20 protein-coding genes are annotated in these 25,525 nt (G+C 56.3%); 5 read left to right on the top strand and 15 right to left on the bottom strand.

Features of this window, described 5'->3' with window-relative positions; genetic code table 11:
- The first annotated feature begins 141 nt into the window (after positions 1-141).
- On the top strand, positions 142-1,116 hold the full coding sequence (locus ACMV5H_RS13915) for an alpha/beta hydrolase (protein ID WP_414821989.1): 975 nt from the start codon (positions 142-144) through the stop codon (positions 1,114-1,116).
- On the opposite strand, the gene ACMV5H_RS13920 is transcribed toward ACMV5H_RS13915, so the two are convergent.
- The gene (locus ACMV5H_RS13920) at positions 1,113-2,522 is read right to left on the bottom strand and encodes a PLP-dependent aminotransferase family protein (RefSeq protein ID WP_094983220.1); all 1,410 of its coding nucleotides are present in this window, start codon (positions 2,520-2,522) and stop codon (positions 1,113-1,115) included. The genes ACMV5H_RS13915 and ACMV5H_RS13920 overlap by 4 nt on opposite strands.
- Before the next feature lie 141 nt (positions 2,523-2,663).
- On the opposite strand from ACMV5H_RS13920, the gene ACMV5H_RS13925 reads away from it, so the two are divergent.
- The 3 genes from ACMV5H_RS13925 to ACMV5H_RS13935 are packed head-to-tail and all read left to right on the top strand — an operon-like array spanning position 2,664 to position 5,232.
- Positions 2,664-4,064 (top strand): cytochrome ubiquinol oxidase subunit I, encoded by a 1,401-nt coding sequence (locus ACMV5H_RS13925; protein ID WP_059201082.1) that lies wholly within the window; start codon positions 2,664-2,666, stop codon positions 4,062-4,064.
- Positions 4,065-4,066: 2 nt separating this feature from the next.
- Positions 4,067-5,074, top strand: coding sequence for a cytochrome d ubiquinol oxidase subunit II (gene cydB / locus ACMV5H_RS13930; protein ID WP_059201083.1), 1,008 nt, complete (start codon positions 4,067-4,069; stop codon positions 5,072-5,074).
- 14 nt (positions 5,075-5,088) lie between these two features.
- On the top strand, positions 5,089-5,232 hold the full coding sequence (locus ACMV5H_RS13935) for a DUF2474 domain-containing protein (protein WP_094983222.1): 144 nt from the start codon (positions 5,089-5,091) through the stop codon (positions 5,230-5,232).
- 3 nt (positions 5,233-5,235) lie between these two features.
- On the opposite strand, the gene ACMV5H_RS13940 is transcribed toward ACMV5H_RS13935, so the two are convergent.
- The 14 genes from ACMV5H_RS13940 to ACMV5H_RS14005 form a co-directional block, all read right to left on the bottom strand.
- The gene (locus ACMV5H_RS13940; RefSeq protein WP_037375557.1) at positions 5,236-6,324 is read right to left on the bottom strand and encodes a fatty acid desaturase family protein; all 1,089 of its coding nucleotides are present in this window, start codon (positions 6,322-6,324) and stop codon (positions 5,236-5,238) included.
- 2 nt (positions 6,325-6,326) lie between these two features.
- Positions 6,327-7,421: a fatty acid desaturase family protein gene (locus ACMV5H_RS13945; RefSeq protein WP_021805665.1), complete on the bottom strand. Its 1,095-nt coding sequence runs from the start codon at positions 7,419-7,421 to the stop codon at positions 6,327-6,329.
- Positions 7,414-8,532, bottom strand: coding sequence for a sterol desaturase family protein (locus ACMV5H_RS13950; RefSeq protein ID WP_021805666.1), 1,119 nt, complete (start codon positions 8,530-8,532; stop codon positions 7,414-7,416). Before ACMV5H_RS13950 ends, ACMV5H_RS13945 begins: the two co-directional genes overlap by 8 nt.
- Positions 8,529-9,146, bottom strand: a complete 618-nt coding sequence (locus ACMV5H_RS13955; RefSeq protein ID WP_021805667.1) for a phosphatase PAP2 family protein — start codon at positions 9,144-9,146, stop codon at positions 8,529-8,531. The genes ACMV5H_RS13950 and ACMV5H_RS13955 overlap by 4 nt, the downstream gene beginning before the upstream one ends.
- Positions 9,143-10,429 (bottom strand): F390 synthetase-related protein, encoded by a 1,287-nt coding sequence (locus ACMV5H_RS13960; RefSeq protein ID WP_414821990.1) that lies wholly within the window; start codon positions 10,427-10,429, stop codon positions 9,143-9,145. The genes ACMV5H_RS13955 and ACMV5H_RS13960 overlap by 4 nt, the downstream gene beginning before the upstream one ends.
- Complete coding sequence (locus ACMV5H_RS13965) at positions 10,426-11,232, bottom strand: MBL fold metallo-hydrolase (protein WP_414821991.1); 807 nt, start codon at positions 11,230-11,232, stop codon at positions 10,426-10,428. Before ACMV5H_RS13965 ends, ACMV5H_RS13960 begins: the two co-directional genes overlap by 4 nt.
- Entirely contained in the window at positions 11,225-12,241 is a 1,017-nt protein-coding gene (locus ACMV5H_RS13970) for an NAD-dependent epimerase/dehydratase family protein (RefSeq protein WP_414821992.1), read from the bottom strand. The genes ACMV5H_RS13965 and ACMV5H_RS13970 overlap by 8 nt, the downstream gene beginning before the upstream one ends.
- Positions 12,238-13,245, bottom strand: coding sequence for a 3-oxoacyl-[acyl-carrier-protein] synthase III C-terminal domain-containing protein (locus ACMV5H_RS13975; RefSeq protein WP_414821993.1), 1,008 nt, complete (start codon positions 13,243-13,245; stop codon positions 12,238-12,240). The genes ACMV5H_RS13970 and ACMV5H_RS13975 overlap by 4 nt, the downstream gene beginning before the upstream one ends.
- 358 nt (positions 13,246-13,603) lie before the next feature.
- Complete coding sequence (gene narI, locus ACMV5H_RS13980) at positions 13,604-14,281, bottom strand: respiratory nitrate reductase subunit gamma (RefSeq protein WP_414821994.1); 678 nt, start codon at positions 14,279-14,281, stop codon at positions 13,604-13,606.
- A 2-nt stretch (positions 14,282-14,283) separates the two neighbouring features.
- The gene (gene narJ, locus ACMV5H_RS13985; RefSeq protein ID WP_094983214.1) at positions 14,284-15,006 is read right to left on the bottom strand and encodes a nitrate reductase molybdenum cofactor assembly chaperone; all 723 of its coding nucleotides are present in this window, start codon (positions 15,004-15,006) and stop codon (positions 14,284-14,286) included.
- Entirely contained in the window at positions 15,003-16,547 is a 1,545-nt protein-coding gene (narH, locus tag ACMV5H_RS13990; protein ID WP_179252757.1) for a nitrate reductase subunit beta, read from the bottom strand. The genes narJ and narH overlap by 4 nt, the downstream gene beginning before the upstream one ends.
- Entirely contained in the window at positions 16,544-20,305 is a 3,762-nt protein-coding gene (locus ACMV5H_RS13995; protein WP_414821995.1) for a nitrate reductase subunit alpha, read from the bottom strand. The genes narH and ACMV5H_RS13995 overlap by 4 nt, the downstream gene beginning before the upstream one ends.
- 455 nt (positions 20,306-20,760) lie before the next feature.
- A complete protein-coding gene (locus ACMV5H_RS14000) occupies positions 20,761-21,441 on the bottom strand; it encodes a winged helix-turn-helix domain-containing protein (protein WP_414821996.1) in 681 nt (226 codons plus the stop codon).
- A 540-nt stretch (positions 21,442-21,981) separates the two neighbouring features.
- A complete protein-coding gene (locus ACMV5H_RS14005) occupies positions 21,982-23,379 on the bottom strand; it encodes a NarK family nitrate/nitrite MFS transporter (RefSeq protein WP_094983211.1) in 1,398 nt (465 codons plus the stop codon).
- A gap of 353 nt (positions 23,380-23,732) precedes the next feature.
- Here ACMV5H_RS14005 and narX point away from each other — a divergent pair, with 353 nt between their 5' ends.
- Positions 23,733-25,517, top strand: a complete 1,785-nt coding sequence (narX, locus tag ACMV5H_RS14010) for a nitrate/nitrite two-component system sensor histidine kinase NarX (RefSeq protein ID WP_414821997.1) — start codon at positions 23,733-23,735, stop codon at positions 25,515-25,517.
- Positions 25,518-25,525: the final 8 nt, after the last annotated feature.

Below are 25,525 nucleotides of genomic sequence, written 5' to 3' on the forward strand. Positions count from 1 at the left end.
TGAAGGACAAGTTAAAAAGTGGTCAGTTGAAGAAGCCGGCAACCGCCGACATTTCTGGCTAACCGCTAACAGGGGTGGGTCAGATTTACTTTGGCAGCCTGGGTCACTATTCGATTGGCATTGACACTTAAGGATCCCAACATGAGCAAGAAAACCTTTGATGCCACCCAGCCCGCAGCGGTCAAAGACGTAGCCGCCTTTCTGGCGGAGTTGAATGCCAGCGGCGGCAAACCGATGGAACAGATGAAGCCAAAGGAGGCACGTAAAGTGTTGGAAGGCGCGCAACGCAGCGTGGAGGTGGTACAGCCTGAGGTCGAGATCGAAGAGAAAACCATTCACGTGGCCGGTCAGGACATCCTGCTGCACATCGTGCGCCCGCCACGAGTGAAAGGGAAATTGCCGGTATTCATGTTTTTCCACGGCGGTGGTTGGGTATTGGGTGACTTCCCAACTCACGAACGATTGGTGCGCGACCTGGTTTACAGTTCCGGAGCGGTAGCGGTATTTGTCAATTACACACCGTCACCAGAAGCCCAGTATCCCACCGCCATCGAGCAAGCTTACGCGGCCACGGAATGGGTGGCGGAATACGGAGAAAAGATCAACGTCGACGGTACCCGGCTGGCGGTAGTAGGTAATAGCGTTGGCGGTAATATGGCGACGGTGGTCAGCCTGATGGCTAAAGAGCGAGGCACGCCGGCACTGCGCTGCCAAATCCTGCTGTGGCCGGTCACCCACGCCAGTTTTGATCGCGATTCCTATCATCAGTTTGCTGAAGGCCATTTCCTGACGCGCAATATGATGAAGTGGTTTTGGGACAACTACACCACCGACAAGGCCCAGCGTAAGGAGATCTACGCCTCACCGCTCAATGCGAGCCTGGAACAGTTGCAAGGGCTGCCACCCGCGCTGATCCAGACCGCCGAGCTGGACGTACTGCGGGATGAGGGGGAGGCCTACGCCCGCCTGCTGAACGCGGCTGGCGTCGAGGTGACCGCCACCCGCTACAATGGGCTGATCCACGATTACGGCCTGTTAAACCCCCTCGCACAGGTTCCGGCGGTGCATTCGGCTATTCATCAGGCAGGACGTGCATTGAAGCATTACCTGGCCTAGCCCAGGCTACGGATCAGCCTGGCCAAGGTCTTGATGGCGGTTTCAAGCCTGTCGCTCCACTCAAAGGAGGCGTTCAGGCGGAAACAGTGGTTGAAACGATCGCCGGTGGTGAACATTCGCCCCGGCGCAATACTGATGCCCTCCGCCAGCGCACGCTGGTAGAGCTCCATGGATGACTGTGTCGCCTCCAGCTCCAGCCACAGGAAATAGCCTCCGTCCGGCTGGCTGACCTTCACCGTCGGCGGGAAGTGTTGGGCGATCGCCTGATGCATGGCACTTTGGCGCTGGGCCAATAAACGCCGCAGGCGACGCAGATGGGTATCATAACCACCATGCAGCAGATAATCGGCAATCGCCATCTGGGTCGGCACGCTGGTTGAAACAGTGCTCATCAACTGCAAGCGCTGAATTTGCGGTGCATATCGCCCTGCGGCTACCCAACCCACGCGAAATCCCGGAGCCAGACATTTTGAGAACGACGAGCAGTGCAAAATCTGCCCGCCCTGATCCAACGCCTTGGCTGGCAAGGGCCGCTCGGCGCTGAAATAGAGCTCGCCGTACACATCGTCTTCCAACAACGAGATCTGATGCTCGCGCAGCATCGTCACCAGCCGTTGTTTATTCTCGTCCGACATGCTCGACCCTTGCGGGTTCTGGAAATGGGTCATCAGCCAGCAGGCCTTGATCGGATACTGCTCAATCGCCTGCTGTAACGAATCCAGATCGATTCCGTGCTGCGGGTGGGTAGCGATCGCCACCGCTTTCAGTTTCAGACGTTCCAGCGCCTGCAACGCGCCGTAAAATGCCGGGGATTCAATCGCCACCGTGTCCCCCGGCTGCGTCACCGCTTGCAGGCTGAGGCTTAATGACTCCATCGCTCCGGCGGTGATCACAATCTCATCAGGGGAGACCTGCATCCCATTCAGCGCATAGCGTTGGGCAATATGGCGACGCAATGCCTCGTTGCCGGGCGGCAGATTGGCAAGGGAACTGTGAGGTGTGAATTTCCGGGCTACGCTACTCAGCGCCCTGGCCAGCTTGGGTTGCATAAACAGGGTGGCATCCGGGAAAGCCGAACCGAAGGGCACAATCTCTGGATCCTTACAGGCTTGCAGTACGTCAAAGATAAAGGCGTTGATATCCACCTGTTCGCTTACCAGCAGTTTCTCACCCCGAATGGGCTGTGGTAACGCCTGTGAACGGGCCGCCACATAGTAACCAGACTGCGGCCGCGCTACGATCCAGCCCTGGCTTTCCAGTAGCTGGTATGACTGCACCACCGTCATCAGGCTCAGCCCGGCACGTTTGCCACTTTCCCGCAGCGAGGGCAGTTTATCCCCGGCACGCCATACCCGGTTCTGGATCTGTTCGCGGATCTGCTGGGCAAGCTGTTCATATCTGGTCATACAATTCCAACTGTTATAGGAAAAAGTAAAATAACTGTCACTGTTATCGTTACTCTACTCCATGCTCTACTTAGCGCAAGTTTTAATAAGCAAGCTTTCGCTTTCCTAAGAGGCCGATTATGAACAAATCAAGGAGGCTCCATGTTCGGACTTGATGCATTGGAGCTGGCACGGATCCAGTTCGCCTTCACCGTTTCCTTCCACATTATCTTTCCGGCGATCACCATCGGCATGGCCAGCTATCTGGCGGTGCTCGAAGGCCTATGGCTGAAAACCGGCAATCAGGCTTACCGGGATTTGTACCATTTCTGGTCCAAAATCTTCGCCGTCAACTTCGGCATGGGCGTGGTTTCCGGCCTGGTGATGGCCTATCAGTTCGGCACCAACTGGAGCTTTTTCTCCGAATTTGCCGGCAGTATCACCGGCCCACTGCTGACCTATGAAGTGCTGACTGCCTTCTTCCTCGAAGCCGGATTCCTGGGCGTGATGCTGTTTGGCTGGAATCGTGTTGGCCCCGGCCTGCACTTCTTTGCCACCTGCATGGTAGCACTCGGCACGCTGATCTCCACCTTCTGGATCCTGGCTTCCAACAGCTGGATGCAGACCCCGCAGGGGCACGAGATCATCAACGGCGTGGTCGTGCCGGTTGACTGGTTCAAAGTGATCTTCAACCCGTCCTTCCCTTACCGCCTGCTGCATATGACCACCGCGGCATTCCTGTCGTCGGCCTTCTTTATCGGTGCCTCGGCGGCCTGGCACCTGCTGCGTGGCCGTGATACGCCAGCCATGCGCAAGATGCTGTCAATGGCTATGTGGATGGCGCTGATCGTCGCCCCTATCCAGGCGGTGATCGGCGACGCACACGGCCTCAATACGCTGAAATATCAACCGGCCAAAATCGCCGCCATCGAAGGCCACTGGGAAAACCCGCCGGGAGAGGCCACTCCGTTAATCCTGTTCGGATGGCCGGATATGGAACGTGAAGAAACCCGCTTTAAGGTGGAAATCCCTTACCTGGGCAGCCTGATCCTCACCCATAGCCTTACCGAGCAGGTTCCGGCGTTGAAATCCTTCGCACCAGAAGATCGCCCTAACTCCACCGTAGTGTTCTGGTCGTTCCGGATCATGGTGGCGCTGGGCATGCTGATGATCCTGGCTGGCGTGTGGAGCCTGTGGCTACGCTGGCGCGGCGGACTGTATCAGTCCAAACCCTTCCTGTACTTCATTCTATGGATGGGGCCTTCGGGGCTGATCGCCTTGCTGGCGGGGTGGTTCACCACCGAGATTGGCCGCCAGCCATGGGTCGTCTACGGGCTGCAACGCACCGCCGATGCCGTCTCTGCCCATGGCGACATCCATATGAGCGTGAGCCTGCTGGCCTTTATCGCCGTCTACTGCTCGGTGTTTGGCGTCGGTTATTCCTACATGATGCGCCTGATCCGCAAAGGCCCGCAGGCCCATGAAGGTGACGAGCCAAGCGGCCACGGCACTCCGGCACGTCCGCTCTCAGCGGTACACGAAACTTTGGACGACAGGAGCTGAACATGGGTATCGATCTTCCGTTGATTTGGTTTGTGATCATCGTGTTTAGCACCATGATGTACGTGGTCATGGACGGCTTTGATCTGGGCATCGGCATTCTGTTCCCATGGGTGAAAGATAGCCACGATCGCGATGTGATGATGAACACCGTAGCACCGGTATGGGACGGCAACGAAACCTGGCTGGTGCTTGGCGGGGCTGCCCTGTTTGGCGCTTTCCCACTGGCGTATGCGGTGATCCTGGATGCGTTGGCCATTCCCCTCACGCTGATGCTGTTTGGCCTGATCTTCCGCGGCGTGGCCTTTGAGTTCCGCTTCAAAGCCAAACCGGAAAAGCGCCATATCTGGGATAAGGCGTTTATCGGCGGTTCAATCCTGGCCACCTTCTGCCAGGGCGTGGTCGTCGGGGCGATTATCGACGGCTTCCCGGTGGAAGGACGTGCCTATGTTGGTGGTCCCTTCGACTGGTTCACTCCGTTCGCCCTGTTCTGCGGTTTGGGCCTGGTAGTGACCTATGCGTTACTCGGCTGTACCTGGTTGGTGATGAAGACTGCCGGAAGCTTGCAGACCCGGATGCATCGTCTGACCACTCCTCTGCTGGTTAGCCTGCTGCTAATCCTGCTGGCCGTCAGCGTCTGGACGCCGATCGCTCACCCTGAAATTGCGACCCGCTGGTTCAGCCTGCCGAACCTGTTCTGGCTGCTGCCGGTGCCGCTGCTGGTGCTGCTCAGCGCCTGGGGGATCTGGCACGGCGTACGTCACGATGCCCACTATTCACCGTTCCTGCTGACGCTGCTGCTGGTGTTTCTGGGACTAAGCGGTCTGGGTATCAGCATCTGGCCGCTGCTGATCCCACCGACCATCACCCTGTGGCAAGCCGCTGCGCCGCTACAAAGCCTGGGCTTTATGCTGGTGGGCGCGCTGTTTATTATTCCGATTATTTTGGTCTACACCTTCTGGAGCTACTACGTGTTCCGTGGCAAGGTGAGCCATGAGGATGGGTATCACTGATGATGAATAAGACGATGAATGAGAACACCGCTACCATTCCCTGGTGGAAACGCGTCGGCTGGCTGGTGGTTATCTGGAGTGCCAGCGTCCTGGGGCTGTTTTTGGTCGCTTCGCTATTTCGCCTGCTGATGACCGCCGCCGGGATGAAGCCGGAATAGTTCCTACTGCTTCCCCATCGCCCCCAAAAAACGCTGTTGCATCCGCAACAGCGTTTTCAGATCCAGGCACTGATAATCCAGCCCGTGTTGGGCCGCAACCTCGGCAATGATTTTCGCCAAGGCAGGGTAATGCCGATGGCTCCAATGTGGGAACAGATGATGGGTCAGGTGCAGGTTGGCACCGCCCAGCCAGTAGCCAACCCAGCGTGGCGTGGCCTGCCAGTCGAAGGTGGTGGCAAACAGATGTTGATACCAGCCATGCACCATCTTGCCCTGCTCGGGAGCCTGATAAAAATTGGCTTTGGCCCAATGGGTACCCACAATCAGCATCACAAACACCAACGACGACAGCATCTGGCTCAGCAGGTAAGTTAGCCAGATCGCGGTGGCGCTGACCTCAGGCGGCATCAGCCATAGCGGGATTGCCAACGCCAACGTGAAGTGTGCCAGCTTGCTCAGCAAGAAAACGCCCCAGCCTTTGCTCCCCTGCAACATCATCTTGGGCGTCATGCGCGTTTTGCCAGCCCGATCCAACCAGTCAAACAGCCAGATGTAATATGGGAAAGTCAGTGCCGCCACCATCGGCCAGTAGTATTGCTGCAAACGCATAAAGGTTTTGCGCTGCTGGAACGGCGTTTGCCGCAGCACGCCGTTAGGCTCAATATCCGGATCGTAACCTTCGATATTGTTGTAGGCATGGTGGAAGATAACGTGACGCACCCGCCAACAGTCCGCATCCAACCCCAACGGGATGCTCACAATAAAGTTAAGCCAGTGGTTCAGCCGTGCCTGTTTGAAAAAGGCATTGTGTGAGGCGTCGTGCACCACGTTCACCGTCAACATCATGGCGGAGAAAATAAAACCGACGTAGCAGCCGAAATAGGCCCAGGCGTTTTGCTGTTGCAAACTGAGTGCATAAAAGCCCGCGCACACCAGGATCAGCAGCAACACCTTGGCGAACATCCCACGGTCGGCAAAGCGATGGTCGCCCCGCTCCGCCAGATAAGCCTGGCTGCCACGCATCAGCGCCAGATGAATGTCGCGGTTCTCCCTTTGGAACGCCAAGGGCCGCAGCGGCGTGGTGTCTGGCATCTTCATAGAGGCTGTTGCCCCATCGTACGTAGGAAGCGTTGCTGCTGTTGCAACAGCTCACGATAGCTGATGCAGCGATAATCCATGGCATAGCGTGGCGCGAGTTCAGCCAGAATGGCGGCTAGCGCTGGATAATGGCGGTGATTCCAGCCGGGGAACAGATGATGGGTGAGATGATAATTCAGCCCGCCGGTCAGATGATGCAACCACTTCGGCGAGGTTTCCCAGTCGCAGGCAGTGGCAAAGTTGTGCCGATACCAGCCCTGCGGCATTTGGCCTCCTTCTGGCACAGCATAAAACTCAGCCTGCGCCCAGTGGGTACCCAGCAGTAAGAACACCACCAGCAGCGAGGCTAACATCTGGCTCAACAGATAGGCGATCAGCACCGTTTGCCAGCCAATGCCGTGTTGCTGGCAAACCACCAACGGGATCACCAGCACCACCACTATGTGACACAGTTTGCTGGCAATAAACACCGCCCAGCCCTTGCGTCCGGCCAGCACACCCTCGGCGGCCAACGGGGTTTTGCCCAACCGGTCTGACCAATCAAACACCAGCGCGATATAGGGCAGCGACAAGGCGGCAATCAGCGGCCAGTAAAGGTGCTGATAGCGCATGTGCGCTCGCCATTGCTGGAACGGCGTCTGGCGGAAAAAGCCGTTCTCTTCGGTGTCCAGATCGTAATGTTCGACGTTGGCATACACATGGTGATAGCTGACGTGCCTTGTCCGCCAATAGTCCGGATCGACCCCCAGCGGGATCGTCACCAAACGCCCCGCCAGGCGATTCACCCAAGGAGTGCGGGCGAACGCGTTATGCGAAGCGTCATGATTGACGTTGACGTTCAGCAACATGCCCATCATGACAAAGGCAAAGTAGCACAGCATAAACGCCAGCCCCTGCTGCTGCATCAGGCTAAGCAGGTAGAACCCCACGCACAACAACAGTAGAACGATAGCTTTTGCCCAGCGGGTCACATCGGCAAAGCGGTGATCGTTACGACCGCTCAGATAAGCATGGGCCCGGCGTTTCAGTTCACGATGAAAGGCCTGTTCCCCATCGGCAGGGAAAGAGAGTGGCGGCAACGAATCAGCCATGCACTGCCTCCTTCTGGCGTCCCCAGCCAGCAGCAACGGCGCAGCCATGCACGGCAATGCCGCAGGTCATCATCCACCAGTAAGGTTGGTGCCAACCCAGCGCCAGCAGCAACAGCAGTGGAGCGGCCAACGCCACCAGTAACCAGACCTTTACGCCCCAGCTACGCCCTTCGGCAATCCCACCCAGCGCCACCGCACCTACCGCCAACAGCATAAAAAGTGCAGCCTGCTCGCCGGTCAGGCCGTTGTAGCCGTACCCGAAACGATACACGTAGCCCAGCACCAGGGCGAACAGCAGCAACGCACCACTCACCATACACCAGGCGGAACTGCGGAAACGGGCGCTATTGGCCGAGGGTTTGAAAGGCAGTTTGAAGTAACGTAAAAACGGCTGATTGCTGGCCCAGAACGGGTTAGCCGACGATTTCTCCCCGCGTACGCCATAGGCGAAAGGTTCGGTCGGCAGCGATGGGCCAAAGGTGCCAAACAGCTTGTCCCAGAAGATAAAGCTGCCGCCAAAATTACGGTTGGAATAGGCCAGATCGTTGACGTGATGCACCCGATGGTGCGCCGGAGTAACGAAGATTTTTTCCAGCCAGCCCAGTTTTGGGGTCAGCGCATTATGGTTAAACAACTGAATGCCGTAGTGCAGGATCGAAACGGTGATAAATACCGAAAGCGGCACACCGGCCAACGCCAGCAGCATAAAGAACGGGATCGACGTTAATGACGAATACCACGAGTTACGCACGCCCAACGACAGATTGAAGTGTTCGCCCTGGTGATGCACCACATGCACCGCCCACAGCAGGCGGAAACGGTGATGCAGACGATGTAACCAGTAAAAACCAAAGTCCCACGCCAGCAGGGCAAACAGCCACACCAGCGCGACCGGCCAGCTATCTACCAGACCCAGGCTATAATGGGTCGCCACATAGCCATAGCAGAAGATCTCCAGCCCCCGGAACAGCCACAGCATGATATGCCCGGAGTTGAGGTTGAAGATCACATCGTGCCAATCAACGCTGCCCCGGTTGCGCTTTTGCAGCCACAGGGCTTCGCCCAGCACCACGCACAGCATAAATATTATCGGTATTACCAGATCAGTCATGGTCGTTCTCCCTGACGATAATCACTGACAATCCATCGAACATGCTGGCAGGCATAGCCTACGGCCATGGCCAATACCGCTCCACTGAGCAAATCCACCAACAGGTGACGGCGCAGTTGCAGAATAGAGAAGGCAATCGCCACTCCCCAAACCGACAACAGTACGCTGCGCCATTTTTTCCGGCTGTCCGCCACGGCCCACACGGCCAGGGCCGTCAAGGCTATATGCAAAGAAGGTAAACAGTTTTGTTTGGAATCAATCCCGATCAATGCCGCCAGCATGGTTGAGCTGAGTGAACTGCCCTGATCGACCGGGTAGTCCATCGTCGTCGGCCACAGCAGATAGATGGCCCCCGCAACAAGAGCGGCAAGCTGCATTGAGCTTCTAAGCCATTTGATCCGGCTCAGCGGACACAGCAGATAGCACAGCGGAACGATCAGGAAAAAAGACAAGTATAGCCAGATAGCATGCGGGCTGAAGGGAATGGCACGATCCAGCCAACTCGGCGTCAGCTGATAACCAGCGCCTTGCCATCGGTCAGTGCTGTTATAAATCAGGCCGACAAAGCCCCAACCCAGCAGCATTTGCCATAGGCGATAGATCACCTCTTTCATGGCACCTCCGGCAACCGTACGATACGTCGGCGTTTAGCATCGAACTGCGGCATGATGCGTTGCGCGATCAGTTGCCATTCCAGTTGCTGCACCGCGATACCCTGCTGGGTAAACAGCGCAATCAGTTGCTGCTGGCAATCTACCAGTTCTTCCGGACTGCAGTCGGCCATCAGGTGCAGCCGCTGGCCAGACAACTGGGTCAGGCGATAATCCGCCACGGCGGGCAACGCGTTGGCAATCACCCGGCGGCACAAATCGGCAAAGACTCGCTGCGCCTCCCCCTGCAATCCTGGCAGCATCAGTTGATCGTCACAGCGTCCCTCAATCCGCTCCAACGCCATGCTGGCCTGGCCACACGGGCAAGGCTCTTTACGCCGAACCAAAATATCATCCAGCCGATAACGTACGATCGGCTGCGTACGGCGGGTAAAATCGGTGATCAGAGGGGTAAAGCGTTGCTCATCGATCCACTGTGGTTCCACGTGAATAAACTCTTCGTTCAGATGCAAGGTGCCGTGGCTACAGGTGGCAGCCAGAAAACCTTCGGTGGCCTGATAGACTTCGCCCACGTCGGCAAATACCCGCTTTAGCAGTTGGCGATCCTGCGGCTCCAGCACCTCAGCCACCGAGATCACCTTTTTCACCTGTAGTTGTAACTCGCCCCGTTCGACCGCATGAGCCAACGCGCACAATACCTGCGCAGGTGCGACCACGATGGTGGGTTGCTCCCGTTCAATCTGCGGTAAGTGCTCGGCAAAGGGTGCAAACAGATCGTAAAACGTCAGGCTCAACCAGCGGTTGTTGACGCTGTGATACAGATTGTTGTCCGCACGCAGAAACAGCGCGACACGCTCACCGGCAAATACCCCTTGCGGCAGCATTTTGGCCAGCATTCCCCCAGCCCAGATCTGCTGCTCCTGCGGGCTGACCACAAATACGCCGCGCCTCCCGGAGGTGCCGGTCGATAGACCTACACTGTATTTGCCCACTTTTGGGGTGAAGTCGCGATCGGTTTCGCTTCGCCGGGCACAGGCCAACAGCGCCTCAAGTTGCAGCCCGGCGGTATTCATCCGATCAAAATGCGTCATCATGATCGCTTTGTCCATTTCTGGCCATTCGCTCACAGGTAACAGACAGTATGGCCGGAAATAGGGGCTATACGCCAATACCCGGCGGGCAAAGCGTTTTAACTGACGCGCCTGGTAAGCCTCCAGTTCTGCCCGTTCGGTGAAATGCAGCCTGCGCGCTCGCAGATAGTGCCACAGCGTCATCAGCGGGATCATAAATCCCCCTCATGACACAACAGGATCTCCGCCGGGCCGCCATGATGCAGCTGGTTGAGCGCTTCAAGGGTTTGGTAGTAGCTACGCGGGTTGTCCATGATCAGGTTCGCCAGCCGCGAAGGGCCACGCAGTTGCTGGTAGTTCAGCGGCGACCAGGCGGCGTCGCTTGCCAGCAGCGTCCAGCCCGCGTCGGTTTGGACAAAGGCGCCAAGGTGGCCCGCAGCATGCCCTGGCAGAGGAACAATGAAGATTTGCCCATCGCTGCCCGGCAGCGCGTATCCCTGCTGGAACGGTGCCAGTTCGGCTGGCAGACTCTGTAGCGGGAATGACTCCACAAACTGCAATGCGGATTCAAACTCCTCGGGGATCAACCCCGGTATAAACGCCCGCTTCAGGGCGGCAAAGCCACGCAGCTCTCGAGTTTGCTGCCAGCCCTCACCGGAACAAATCATGTTGAGGCTGCTGAAATCACGCAGGCCAGCGATATGGTCAGCATGAAAATGGGAAATAATCACCGCCTCAATATCACTCACACTGACACCCCGGCTACGCAACTGCTCAAGCAGCGCCTGCTGTGGGCTGAAATAAACCGGGGTGATCTGGCTATACAATCGGAAAATACCGCTGGCGGTGTACTGTTGGAAATAGCTGGCATAACCGGTATCCCATAACCAGCGACGCTCTCCCACCTCCAACAGGTAGGCACGAGAGGGGAATTTGCAGCTACGCATTGGCGAGCCACGCAGCGCCATGCAGCCAAGGTGGGTACAATAGCCGATTTCAAAGGGGGTGATGTTAGCCATGCGCCGCCATCCCCTGCTGTTTCATCCATTGCCCTGTCAGCTCTATCCCCTGCTCCAGGCTATAACGTGGCCGGTAACCCAGCTCTTCAATCGCGCGGCTGTTATCCAGCGTCATATCAAAATAGGCGGCCGCCGCGCTGTAGCGCGTCAGCATCGGCTCTTTGCCGGTAAAATGGGCTATCAATTCCATGCCCCCTGCCACCACCCACAACAGCCGGTAAGGCAATGCCTGCACCCGATATTGCCAGCCTAGCTGCTGGGCCAGCAGTTGGTGCAGCATATCCTCCAGCCGCTGCGGCTGTTGGTTGGTGATGTTATAAATGCCGCCAGAAGGCAAATTCGGCCGGTTGCTGGCCAGATCCATTGCATGCACTACGTTGAGCACAAAGGTCAGATCCAGATAGGCTTTACCGCCACCGGGCAGGCGCAGAGCACCTTTGTCACGCTGCATCTGGGCCAGGATCCTGGGTACGATCACTCGGTCATGTGGCCCAAACAGGCCACGAGGTCGCAGGATCAGGTACGTGGTTTGCGGATAGCGATGCAACAGCGCACCAATGCTCTGTTCGGCAGCATACTTACTGGCGGCGTAATGATTGGCAAACCGGCGGGCAGATTCACCCTCGGCAATGTTGTGATGATGTTTAAAGTCAAAATAGATCGCCGGGGTCGAGATATGAATAAAGCGCTTCACGCCACAGCGCCCGGCAGCTTTGGCGAGCTTTTCCGTGACGTAGGTGTTGGCCTGGAAAAACGCCCTGCGATCGCCCCACGGGGCAGATTTGGCGGCACAATGCCAGACAATGTCATACCCTTTCATCAGCTGTTCGCACTGTTCCGCCCCAGCACGGGTCAGGTCCAACGGGGTAAACTTTGCCCCCAGTGCCGCCAACTCACGGCCAACGGCTTCATCACGCCCGGTGGCATGCACCTGATGTCCGGTAGCCAGCAGCCACTCGGCCGCATTGCGCCCTAACCCACTGGTCGCTCCGGTTACCAAGACTTTCATGGCAGCAGAACCATGCCGCCCAGGGCCAGCCCAGCAGCGGTACCGATCAACATTACCGGCTGATTGGCATTCAGCCTGTCAGTGATCGCCGCCTCGTGCAACGCGGAAGGAATTGACGCCGCCACCTGGTTGCCCCGGTAACGATAGATATCCACCAACGCCTCTGGCGCTACATGCAGCCTTTTGCGCATATGTTCCAGCGAGAGATGGCTGGCCTGATGCGGCACCACGGTGGCGATTTGTGGCAAGGTGAGCCCTGCGGCGTTCAGCAAGCGCTCAAGGTAGCCTTCAATCAGCGCCGAAGCCTGGCGGAACAGCTGCTTACCCTTCATATGGAACAGAAAATCGCTGTCGTTCATCCCGGCACGCGGGTTACGACGTGTGCCACCGGCGCGGATTTCACACAGATCGCTGCCTTCCGGGTAGGTTTCCATCAGGTAGGACAAAATCCCGCTGCGCCCATCGCCGCGTTCCACAATGGCACAGGCGGCACCATCGCCAAAAATCAGTGAGGACTCTTCATCTTCCCAGTCGATACCGCGCGAGGCGATATCAGCAGAGACGATGGCAATACGCCGGTAAACGCCTGCGTTGAGTAGCCCAGCCGCCACCTGCAATGCGCTAATAAAGCTGACGCAGCTGGTATTGATATCAAAACCTGCGGTACCTGAGGGTAAGCCGGCGATTTTAAGAATATGCGCGGCACTAAAGGGCAATGCCTGTACGGCAATGGCCGAGGCCGAGATCAACAGATCGATGGAGTCACGCGCAATAGTATGGCGAGCCAGCGCGTCATCCAATGCGGCGACGGCCAGTTCAGCCTGGCTGGCCTGATTGCTGGCATGAAAGCGATGAATAATCCCCGAGCGTTTTTCTACATAGCCGTCGGGTTTGTTCAACTGCCGATCCAACGCCGAAGATTCGACGCAGCCGGGAGGCACAGCCGCTCCTGTCGCAATGATTTTCAGCGGCAGCACGGGGTGGGACAGGTTATCAATGGTCATAGGTGTTCAGTCTGCTTATCCCTAACTCGTTTGGCTTAGCATCCAGCGTAATTAATCAAACTTTTTACGCTCTGTTGATCTAGCCCTTATTTAACATCAGCATAAGGAAAATCCTAACAGGAATTTTTACTGATTGATTCCGTTCGCTTAACTAACCTGGTAAACCATGCCGTTAACCTAATGGCACAGCCTAGATCAACGCCGAAAAGAGATCTATAAGAATAAGCTGTTTGGCCAAGTCCTGGGCGGCTAAGGCAGGCCAAAATCAATGACTGAATCAACGGTAAAAGGGTATTGATGCGGGGAAAACCGAACAGCGGCAACGTCCAAAGACCTTGCCGCTGGGTAACGCGGGGAATTAACGGCGGTTACGCACCAACTGGTAGCGGCGAGTCAGATATTCCACCGGCACGCTCCAGATATGCACCAGGCGGCAGAACGGGAATATCAGGAACAGAGTCATGCCGAGCACGATATGAATCTTGAATATCAGTGCAACCCCTTCCAGGTGTTGAGCTGCACCGCCATGGATGGTCACCACCGCTTGCGCCCAGGCGACCAACTTCAGCATCTCGCTGCCGTCCATGTGTTGAGCAGAGAACGGAATGGTCAACAGCCCCAGGCACACCTGTACGACCAGCAACGTCAGGATCAGGATATCCCCTACGCTACTGGTGGCGCGGATACGTGGGTTGGTCAGACGGCGCTTTAATAACAGCACACCGCCCACCAACATCATCACGCCACAGGCCCCACCGGCAAACATCGCCATTTTCTGCTTCACGGCCATCGGCAGGAAAGACTCATACATCCAGTGCGGCGTCAGCATGCCGAGGAAATGCCCAGCAAAAATGCCCAGAATGCCAATATGGAACAGATTGGAGGCCAGCCGCATGCCCTTTTTATCCAGCATCTGGCTGGAGCCAGTACGCCAGGTGTATTGCCCGTAGTCGTAACGCAGCCAACTGCCGATCAGGAAGATCGCCCCGGCGATATACGGATAGATATCGAAGAAGAAAAGCGTCATAAAGTGCATGATTAGCGTCCTTTGGTTGCCGTGGTCATCGAGCCCACATCCAGATACTGTGGCGCCACCGCCCCAGCAAAGCGCCGCTGGTGAGTGGCTTGCTGCGCCGAAGCACAACCCTGCTCACCCAAAAACTTGATCTGTTCTTCTTCCCAGACGGCATCCAGTGCCTGTGGCGTGTCGTCACGTGTTTCACCGGCAACTTGCGGCTGCAGACTTTGGGCTGCAACGCCACTAGCAGACAACACCAGCAGCAGATCGAACAGCACCGCATACGGGCTTTGACGCTGCTGCAAGCGAGCACCCAGCAGGGCCAGAATGGGGGCGATATCCTGCAATCCGCCCTGAGCTTCCTCTTTGTTGCGGCTAGCCAGATACTCCAGATACAGCGGCAGGAAGTCCGGCAGTTCGCGGCTATCGATCTCCAGCCCGGCTTCGCGGTATTGCGCCATCAGATCGACCATAGCCTGGCCGCGATCGCGGGATTCACCGTGAACATGCTCAAACAACAACAGTGAAGTCGCACGGCCACGATCGAACAGCTCGCAATACTCCGCCTGCACGTCCAGCAACGGACGGGCACAGAAGCGGCGGATAAACAGAATCAACTGGGCGCTGTGATGCAAGTCCAGTTCACAGGCCGGTTCCAGGGCTTCCACCAGCTCTTGCTGATGGTCAAACAGTTCCTGCTCAGGATAATCCAGCAGGCGGGCAATAATTCGCAGAGCGATCATGAAGCATCCTCCTTGCGCGGGGTTTTCTGCGTCACGTCGATGGCATCGATGCGGCGGCTGTTAAACAGGTTGAACTTGCTGTCGCTGCCGTGGCAACCGTCGCCAAAGCTGAAGCCACAGCCTTTGCTTTCCGGGAAGGCTTCGCGCGCCAGTTCACGATGGCTGGAAGGCACGACGAAACGGTCTTCATAGTTAGCGATCGCCAGATAGCGATACATCTCTTGCGCCTGCGCCTCTGTCAGCCCCACCTGCTCCAGCGCGCTGGTATCCACCACGCCGTCCACGGTTTCTGCCCGCTTGTAGTGGCGCATCGCCAACATCCGTTTCAGCGCCAACAGCACCGGAGCGGTATCCCCGGCGGTCAACAGATTCGCCAGGTATTGCACCGGGATGCGCAGGCTTTCGACATCAGGCAACACGCCGCTATGGGCCAACTCACCGGCATCGGCAGCCGACTGGATCGGAGACAACGGCGGCACGTACCACACCATCGGCAAGGTGCGATATTCCGGGTGCAGCGGCAACGCCAGCTTCCAGTCCATCGCCATCTTGTAAACCGGCGACTGCTGCGCAGCCTCAATCACCCCTTGCGGGATACCGTCTTTCAGCGCTTGCTCAATCACCGCCGGGTCGTGCGGATCGAGGAAGATATCCATTTGGCTCTGATACAGGTCTTTATCGTTCTCTGTAGCGGCCGCTTGTTCAATGCGGTCGGCATCGTACAGCAGCACGCCGAGATAGCGGATACGCCCCACGCAGGTTTCCGAACAAACGGTCGGCTGGCCAGCCTCAATCCTTGGGTAGCAGAAGATGCACTTCTCGGATTTGCCGCTTTTCCAGTTGAAGTAGATTTTCTTGTACGGACAGCCGGTCAGGCACATCCGCCAGCCGCGGCATTTATCCTGATCGATCAGCACAATGCCATCTTCGCCGCGTTTATAGATCGCACCGCTCGGACAAGTCGCCACACAGGCCGGGTTCAGGCAGTGCTCGCACAGCCGTGGCAGATACATCATGAAGGTGTTTTCGAACTGGCCGTACATCGCCTTCTGCATGTTGTCGAAGTTTTTGTCCTTGGCACGCTTGTCGAACTCTCCGCCGAGGATCTCTTCCCAGTTTGGGCCACTTTCGATCTTGTTCATCCGTTGACCAGTGATCAGCGAGCGCGGACGGGCGATCGGCTGATGCTTGCCCTGCGGGGCAGTGTGCAGTTTCTGGTAGTCGTAATCGAACGGCTCGTAATAATCGTCCAGCGCGGGAACATCCGGGTTGGCAAAGATCTTCGACAGCAGGCCAACGCGGTTACCCATGCGCGGCTCCAGCTTGCCGTTGATTTTGCGTATCCAGCCGCCCTTCCACTTATCCTGATCTTCCCAGGCGTTGGGATAGCCGATGCCCGGCTTGCTTTCCACGTTGTTGAACCAGGCATATTCCATGCCTTCGCGGCTGGTCCAGACGTTCTTACAGGTTACCGAACAGGTATGGCAACCGATGCACTTGTCCAGGTTGAGCACCATGCCAACTTGCGAACGAATTTTCATTTGGCTTTCTCCTGCTGGCTGCCCTGCGCGTAGTCGTTACCTTCGCCGTCTAACCAGTCGATATGGTCCATTTTGCGCACCACCACAAACTCATCGCGATTCGAGCCAACGGTGCCGTAGTAGTTAAAACCGTAGGCCAGTTGGGCATAGCCGCCGATCATATGGGTCGGTTTCGGGCACACGCGGGTCACCGAGTTGTGGATCCCGCCGCGCTGACTGGTAATTTCCGAGCCTGGTATGTTCACGATACGTTCCTGCGCGTGATACATCATGGTCATCCCCGACGGAATACGCTGGCTGACCACCGCACGAGCGGTGAGCGCGCCGTTGGCGTTGAAGGCCTCGATCCAGTCGTTATCTTCAATGCCCAAATCTTTGGCATCGTCCTCACTCAGCCAGACGATTGGCCCGCCGCGTGACAGGGTCAGCATCAACAGGTTGTCACTGTAGGTGGAGTGAATGCCCCACTTCTGGTGCGGCGTCAGGAAGTTCAGCGCCTTCTCTTTGTTGCCGTTCGGCTTTTTATTCAGCAACGGCTGCGCGGCACGAGTGTCGATCGGCGGACGATAAACCAGCAGGCTTTCCCCGAAGGCACGCATCCACTCGTGATCCTGATACAGCTGTTGGCGGCCACTCAGGGTGCGCCATGGGATCAGCTCATGCACGTTGGTGTAGCAGGCGTTGTAAGAAACGTGTTCGTCTTCCAGGCCAGACCAGGTTGGGCTGGAGATGATCTTGCGCGGCTGGGCCTGAATATCGCGGAAGCGGATTTTTTCGTCTTCCTTGTTCAGCGCCAGATGGGTGTGATCGCGCCCGGTAATGTTGCTCAGTGCCTGCCAGGCTTTCACCGCCACCTGCCCATTGGTTTCCGGTGCCAACGAGAGGATCACCTCCGCCGCATCGATAGCGCTTTCGATCTTAGGCCGCCCAACTGCCGGGCCTTCGGTCTTCACGTAGTTGAGCTTTTTCAGGAAGTCGACTTCGGTCTGGGTGTTCCAACTGATGCCCTTACCGCCATTGCCAAGCTTGTCCAGCAGCGGACCAAGTGAGGTAAAGCGCTCGTAGGTCGCGGGATAATCGCGTTCTACCACCATGATGTGTGGCGCGGTTTTGCCCGGGATCAGCTCGCACTCGCCTTTCTTCCAGTCTTTCACGCCGTAGGGCTGCGCCAGTTCGGCGGCGGAATCATGCTGGATCGGCAGCGTGACAATGTCGGTCTCCTGGCCCAGGTGGCCAACGCACACCTCGGAGAACGCTTTGGCGATACCCTTGTAGATCTCCCAGTCGCTCTTGGAATCCCAGGCAGGATCGACAGCCGCAGACAGAGGATGAATAAACGGGTGCATATCCGAGGTATTCATATCGTCTTTCTCGTACCAGGTGGCGGTGGGCAACACAATGTCGGAATACAGGCAGGTGCTGGACATACGGAAATCAAGCGTCACGACCAGATCCAACTTGCCTTCGCCGCCGTTATCCAACCACTCGACTTCCTGCGGTTTTACGCCGCCCTGCTGGCCCAGATCCTGGCCCTGGATGCCATTCTCGGTCCCCAGCAGGTATTTGAGCATGTATTCATGTCCCTTGCCGGAGGAGCCCAGCAGGTTGGAGCGCCAGACGAACAGGTTACGCGGGAAGTTCTGTGGATTATCCGGTTGTTCGGCAGCAAAGCGAACGTTGCCCTGTTTCAGGCTCTCCACGGTGAAGTCCAGCGGTGTCTGACCGGCCGCTTTGGCCTGAGCGGCCAGATGCAGGGGGTTGGTGTCCAGTTGCGGTGCCGATGGCAACCAACCCATGCGTTCAGCACGCACATTCAGGTCGATCAGGCTGCCAGCAAACTGGCTCTTGTCCGCCATCGGTGACAACAGCTCTTCAGTGCCAACCGTCTCATAGCGCCATTGGCTGGAGTGGTTGTAGAAGAACGAGGTGCTGTTCATATGGCGCGCCGGCCGTTGCCAATCCAGGCCAAAGGCCAGCGGCATCCAACCAGTTTGTGGGCGCAGCTTTTCCTGGCCGACATAGTGCGCCCAGCCGCCACCGCTTTGACCAACGCAACCGCAGAAGATCAGCATGTTGATCAACCCGCGATAGGTCATGTCCATGTGATACCAGTGGTTGACGCCGGCCCCAACGATAATCATCGAACGGCCGTGGGTTTTCTCGGCATTCTCGGCAAACTCGCGCGCAATGCAGATGATGTTGTGGCGTGACACGCCGGTGATTTGTTCTGCCCAGGCTGGCGTATAGGCTTTGACTTCGTCATAACCGTTGGCGCAGTTAGCATCATTCAGACCACGATCCAGGCCGTAGTTAGCCAGCGTCAGGTCGTAGACGCTGGTCACCAGCGCCTGGCTGCCGTCCGCCAGTTGCAGGCGTTTTACCGGCAGTTTGTGTAGCAGGATGTCGTCCAACGCCACGCTGTTGAAATGCTCACTCTCGGCACCGCCGAAGTAAGGGAAACCAACGTCAACCACCTCATCATGGCTGCCTAGCATACTAAGTTGCAGTTCTACACCCTGCTGGGCTTTACCTTCACGCTGTTCCAGGTTCCATTTGCCCTTCTCACCCCAACGGAAGCCGATGGAGCCCTGCGGCGCCACCAGTTCACCGCTGGTCTGATCCAGCGCGACGGTTTTCCACTCGGGGTTGTTTTCCTGGCCAAGGCCATCCACCAGATCGGCGGCGCGCAGGAGGCGGCCAGCGGCGTAATAGCCCTCGGTGCGCGGTTCCAACATCACCAGCATAGGCATATCGGTGTAGCGGCGTACATAGTCGCGGAAATAGCCAACTTCACGATCCAGATGGAACTCTTTAAGCATCACATGGCCCATCGCCAGCGCCATGGCGCTATCGGTACCCTGTTTCGGGTTCAGCCACTGGTCGCACAGCTTGGCTACTTCCGCGTAGTCTGGCGTCACCGCGACAGTTTTGGTGCCCTTGTAGCGAACCTCGGTGAAGAAGTGGGCATCCGGGGTGCGCGTTTGCGGCACGTTGGAGCCCCAGGCAATGATATACGAGGAGTTGTACCAGTCGGCGGATTCAGGCACGTCGGTCTGTTCGCCCCAGGTCATCGGCGAGGCCGGTGGCAAATCGCAGTACCAATCGTAGAAACTTAGGCAGGTGCCGCCAATCAGCGATAGATAACGGGCACCGGCTGCGTAAGACACCATCGACATCGCCGGGATCGGCGAGAAGCCGATAATGCGGTCCGGGCCAAAGGTCTTGGCGGTATAGACGTTGGAGGCTGCGATCAGTTCATTAACCTCCTGCCAGCTGGAACGAACAAAACCACCGCGGCCACGGGCCACTTTGTAGCTTTTGGCTTTTTCCGGGTCGGAAACGATCGAACCCCAGGCATCCACCGGATCGCTGTGCAAGGCTTTAGCCTCGCGCCATAGCTTGATTAGGCGTTTGCGCATCAGCGGATATTTCAGGCGGTTGGCGCTGTAGAGATACCAGGAATAGCTGGCACCACGTGGGCAGCCACGGGGCTCATGGTTGGGCAAATCAGGACGGGTGCGTGGATAATCGGTCTGCTGGGTTTCCCAGGTAACCAGGCCGTTTTTCACATAGATTTTCCAGCTACAGGAGCCGGTGCAGTTAACACCATGGGTGGATCGCACCACTTTGTCGTGCTGCCAACGGCTGCGGTAACCGTCTTCCCAATCGCGGTTGGTGTTCAGCGTTTGGCCATGACCGCCAGAGAAAGGTTCGGCCAGCTGTTTGAAGTAGCGGAACCGGTCTAGAAATTTGCTCATCCGGAGTTCTCCTGAAGGCTCATCACCCTACGAGTTTCAAGCCGCAGCTTGAAAGACGACGGGCATATTGTTGTAAGAAGTTGCCAAGTGACATTGCTCAATCTGCGGCCAAGGCTACTGATGCTCTGCCGGGCGTAACTTGATTGCGATCAAGGGAATCAGTGAGGAAAAACGTGGGGGACGTTGGAAATACCACTAAAGGATGATCGTTAGAATTAACGCTATCACATTGTAATAAAACAAGAATTATAGACTAGTAAAGAGACGCGCCTGGCGAACCCCCTGAAGCGGAAATTTGGGGGTAGAGGCGGTAAAAACGGAAATGTGAGCAAGATTAATGACAGAATGACCGGATAATCTTGTCTGAAACGGCTTCCAGGGACTCCCTGCTAGCGAGTCCGACATTCAACCCGCATTTCCTTTTCATTCCCCGCCAGATACACGCAGTTCAGCGCCTAGGGATTAACACCAGCAGAGGTGTCTAATGAAAAAGAGAGAAACATTCGAGGGCTGTTTAGCTGCCCATGCTGTATTGCAGGCCTGGTCCGGCTGCCCAATGCATAGGATAAAAGTGAAACTGTCAACAGCGCAATAAACGCCGCCAGATACGTCAATACCCGGCCCCCTGGTATTAGCATGTTTTGCCTGGGATCATCCAAAGCCATTTCGCTTAATATCGGATGCATGCAGGAATAATCTTCCGGCACCGTTGCATTTTCAATAATTTCATCGACCATATGATTTAATTTGCCCGCAGATAAATCACTATTAATAGTTTCAGCATTATTATTGCCAGGAATAATCTCCGTGGCGACGGCAGATTCTCCTGATGATATAAAGTTAAAAATTGCTTTATCGTCCACCTTATAACCAAGACGAGGAATGGTCCGGATGAGAGCATGCTCCGTGTCGCCAATTTTCTGGCGAATGGACTTAATCGTCTGATTGATTGTCGAGTCTGAGCAATAGGTGCCTTTCCAGATAGTCTCAATGATTTCTGAGCGGCTCACCAACTCAGGCGACCGCTTAACCAGCAGGGAAAGGATCTGCAGCTCTTTCCAACGTAGGCGTGAACGCTGCCTGGAGGGGAGCAAAACATCAAAATTTATGATTTTTATTTCCTGTTCAGCAGCCACTTTTCATTTTCCTTATGAGTTCACAGCGTCCCCATTTGTATAGACATATGAAAAAATGTTCAACAATTTAAATATAAATTCGGTGAAACAGACTGACTTTATATTTCACCTGTTTTTCATAACTTAGTGAAATCATGCAGTTCACTGAGAAAAAACCACCCCCTCCTGGTCCATGGCCAATTCAGACATAAAGCACTCTGCACAAAGGATTATGGGTTTTATTTTCTGATGAAACAGTGGGCATTAAGATTTTATCAATAGATAAACATGGGTTACTCTTATCCTCACTCAACAAAAAAGCGATGTTAATATAGACCAATAAAACCGCCAAAAGCCGGTAATATTACACAGCGGAGTTTCGGCAAAATAGCGGTGACTTCACCGATTGGCAATCACTGAAACAACGGGTGGGAATTGAGAGGGTAGACACTCCCCGGCAAGCGAGGAGTGTCTGATTACTGACAGGCAATGGTGCACAATGGGTAGGCGTCGCACATGTTCGACAGTAGGGCCGCCGCATATTGCTTTCGCTTGACTCAACTAGCGTGAAACCTTTTTACGGCCGTAAACCCCCCAGGTCACCACGACACACAGAATATAAAACACCAGGAAAATCTTCATCGCCCCAGCCGGTGAGCCAGTCAACGCCAGCGAAGTCCCAAACGCCTTGGGAATAAAGAACCCCCCTGCTGCACCAATCGCCGAGATAAAGCCCAACGCCGCAGCTGAATCGGTTACCGCCTCGCGCTGTGCCAACTCATCGCTTCCTCCTTCGGCTTTCACTCTGTCCACGGTGATTTTACGAAATATCACGGCGATCATCTGGAAGGTCGAGCCGCTGCCCAACCCGGCGGTGAGGAACAGCACCATAAACACGCCATAGAAGGCCATAAACGAGCCCTGATGATCGCTACCCGGCAAGGTCAGGAACAGCAAGGCGGCGAAAATAGCCATGACGATAAAGTTCAGCAACGTCACACGAATACCGCCAAAGCGATCGGAAAGCGCCCCGCCCACGGGACGAGCCAGCGCCCCAAGGAACGGCCCGAAGAAGGCATAATGCAGGATCACCACGTCAGGAAACTGGGTTTTCGCCAGCATGGCAAAACCGGCAGAGAAACCAATAAAGGAACCAAAGGTTGCCAGATACAACAGGCTCAAAACCCACAGATGCCCCCGTTTCAGTACCGGCAGCTGTTGGCGCAAAGAAGCCTTTGAGGCGGCCAAATCGTTCATACCGAACCAGGCCGCCAGCGTTGCCACCAGCAGGAAAGGCACCCAAATCCAGGCGGCGTTTTCCAACCAAAGCTGGCTGCCGTCTGGCTGTGTCTGCCCAGTGCCGCCCAGGAAGCCGAACATGGCGAGCGAGATGGCTAACGGAGCCACCAGTTGCATTACGCTGACCCCCAGATTTCCCAGACCGCCGTTCAGCCCCAACGCGCCCCCCTGCTTCGCCTTCGGGAAGAAGAAGCTGATGTTCGCCATGCTGGAAGCAAAGTTGGCCCCAGCAAAACCACACAACAGCGCGATAATGATAAATACGTTGAATGAGGTGGTCGGATCCTGCACCGCATAGCCCAACCACAGGCAAGGTACCAGCAGGAAACAGGTGCTGATGGCCGTCCAACGGCGGCCACCAAACATCGGGATCACGAAGGAATACGGCACGCGCAGGATCGCGCCGGAAACCGAAGGCAATGCGGTCAACAGAAACAGCTGATCGGTAGTGAAGTTAAAACCCACTTTGTTCAGATTAACCGCCACGGCGCTGAACAGCATCCAAACGCAGAAGGCGAGCAACAGGCAGGGTATGGAGATCCACAGGTTGCGGCGGGCAATGCGGTGCCCGCTCTGCTGCCAGAATTCGCTGTTCTCAGGTTGCCAGTCCTGAATAACCGCACCCGTTTTTTTTGCTAAAGGCGTTGCAGATTGCGACATAATAACCTCAGAAACACGGTGATAACTGCGCACACCCTAGTTGATCACCTCAAGCGGTAAAGTTGACGCAAATCAATGAGCAAGCAGGTAACTCATGGCGGAAAAACCTCATACATCCCTTAGTGAGTAGCCAATCCAGTCCAGCTAATCTATTGGTATTCAGCAGGTTATACCACAGTAGTGCTAATGGTTTGGCTATGGGTCAGGCCACCGGAAACTAAGGGGTACTTCGTTAGGGGTATGGGGTTACGCCGGGGGATGAGGAAAAATGGCTGCTATTGACGTAATTTGGCGGCCGGATTTTCGGGTATCTACTCTCTGCTTTCTGCTGCTCTATAGGGGACGCGTATTCGATGAAACGCTTGCTGGCTCCGCTTTCCATCGTTAACCAGGTTGCCCTGCTAATGCTACTGCTGGGGGTGCTGGGTATCGCCGGAATGAGTATTTCCGCCTGGATGTCGCAAAGCATTCAGGGCAATGCTCATGCCATCAACAAGGCGGGCTCCCTACGTATGCAGAGCTACCGTCTGCTGTCTCAGGTCCCTCTGGATGCCCGCAGTGACCTCCTGATGCAGGGATTGGATCAGGATGAAACCAGCCGCGATTTGCAGCTGGCGTTGGAGCGCGAAGGGCTAACCCCACAGTTGCTGACGCTGCGTGACTATTGGCTAAACCAGCTGCAACCGCGGCTGCGCCAAGCACAACGCCCCGCCGATGCGGCCCCCCAAGTGGCCCATTTTGTCAGCCTGCTGGACAAGCTGGTTTCCGATATCGATCATCAAACCGAACGGCGCTTGTTGATGGTGACGCTGGTTCAGGGGGGATTTATCGCCCTGACGCTGTTGCTGCTGGTCGGCACCATCTGTTATCTACGCCGCCGTTTGCTGCACCCTTGGCGTCAATTGGTGGCACTGGCGCTGGCGGTTGGCCGCGGTGATTTCAGCCACCGCTTTGCCCAACGTGGGCATCAGGACGAGATGTCTTCCCTCGGCGCCGCGCTCAACACCATGTCCGACGAGCTTGCCACCATCTATGCCAGGCTGGAGCAACGTGTCGCAGAGAAAACCGCCGACCTGCAACAGAAAAATCAGGTGCTGGGCTTTCTGTATTGCACCAGCCGCCAGTTGCACACCAGCGAGCCGATCTGTAGCCGCCTGACGCCGATCCTCAACCAGTTGCAAACCTTGACGCCGCTACACAGCATCCAGGTACGGCTGTATGAAAACAACAGTCAGGAACAGTTTCTACAATTAAGCGGTAACCAGCCATTGAGGCCGGAGTATTGCCATAATCCGGTCTGTAGCGCCTGCTTGAGCGAACATCAGCCGCATAGTCAGGGCCATCCTTCTCTTAGCTGGAGCCTGAGTGACCAACTGGGCAATTATGGCATCGTCGTCGCCCAACATGCACCAGAACAACGGCTAAGCGATGAGCAATGTCAGTTGATGAATACCCTGATAGAGCAGTTGACCAGCGTATTGGCGATAGAGCGCCAGGTTGACCACCAGCAGCAGTTGATGTTGATGGAAGAGCGTGCCGCGATTGCCCGCGAGTTACACGACTCCATCGCTCAGTCCCTCACCTGTTTGAAAATGCAGACCAGTTGCCTGCAAATGCAGGGGGGCGAACTCCCTCCAGCCAGCCTGGCGCTGGTGCAACAGATGCGTGAAGAGATCAGTACCGCCTATCGCCAGTTACGCGAGCTGTTAACCACCTTCCGCCTGCGCTTGACCGAGCCTGGCCTGCTGGCGGCACTACAGTCTACGGTACAAGAATTCAACCAGCGGCTGGGGATCACCATCGAACTGGATTATCAGTTAGGCCCACGAAGCATACCGGCCTATCAGGCGATCCACCTGCTGCAGATCGCGCGTGAGGCATTGAGTAACATTCACCAACACGCGCAGGCCAGCCAGGTCGCGATTCGGGTGACCAACCTGCAGGGCGAAGTCACCCTGAGCGTCAGCGACAATGGCCGTGGTCTGCCAGATATCAGTGAACGGCCCGATCATTACGGCCTAATCATCATGCGCGATCGCGCCAAAAGCCTGCATGGCCAGTGCGAAATCTTGCCGTGCAGCGGCGGCGGCACCGAAGTACGGGTGACGTTCCGCCCGGATAACTCCGCTATTGAATAAGGAAATAC

It is taken from the genome of Serratia sp. N21D137 (genome assembly GCF_047530005.1).
In the GTDB taxonomy this organism is placed as follows: domain Bacteria; phylum Pseudomonadota; class Gammaproteobacteria; order Enterobacterales; family Enterobacteriaceae; genus Chania; species Chania fonticola_B.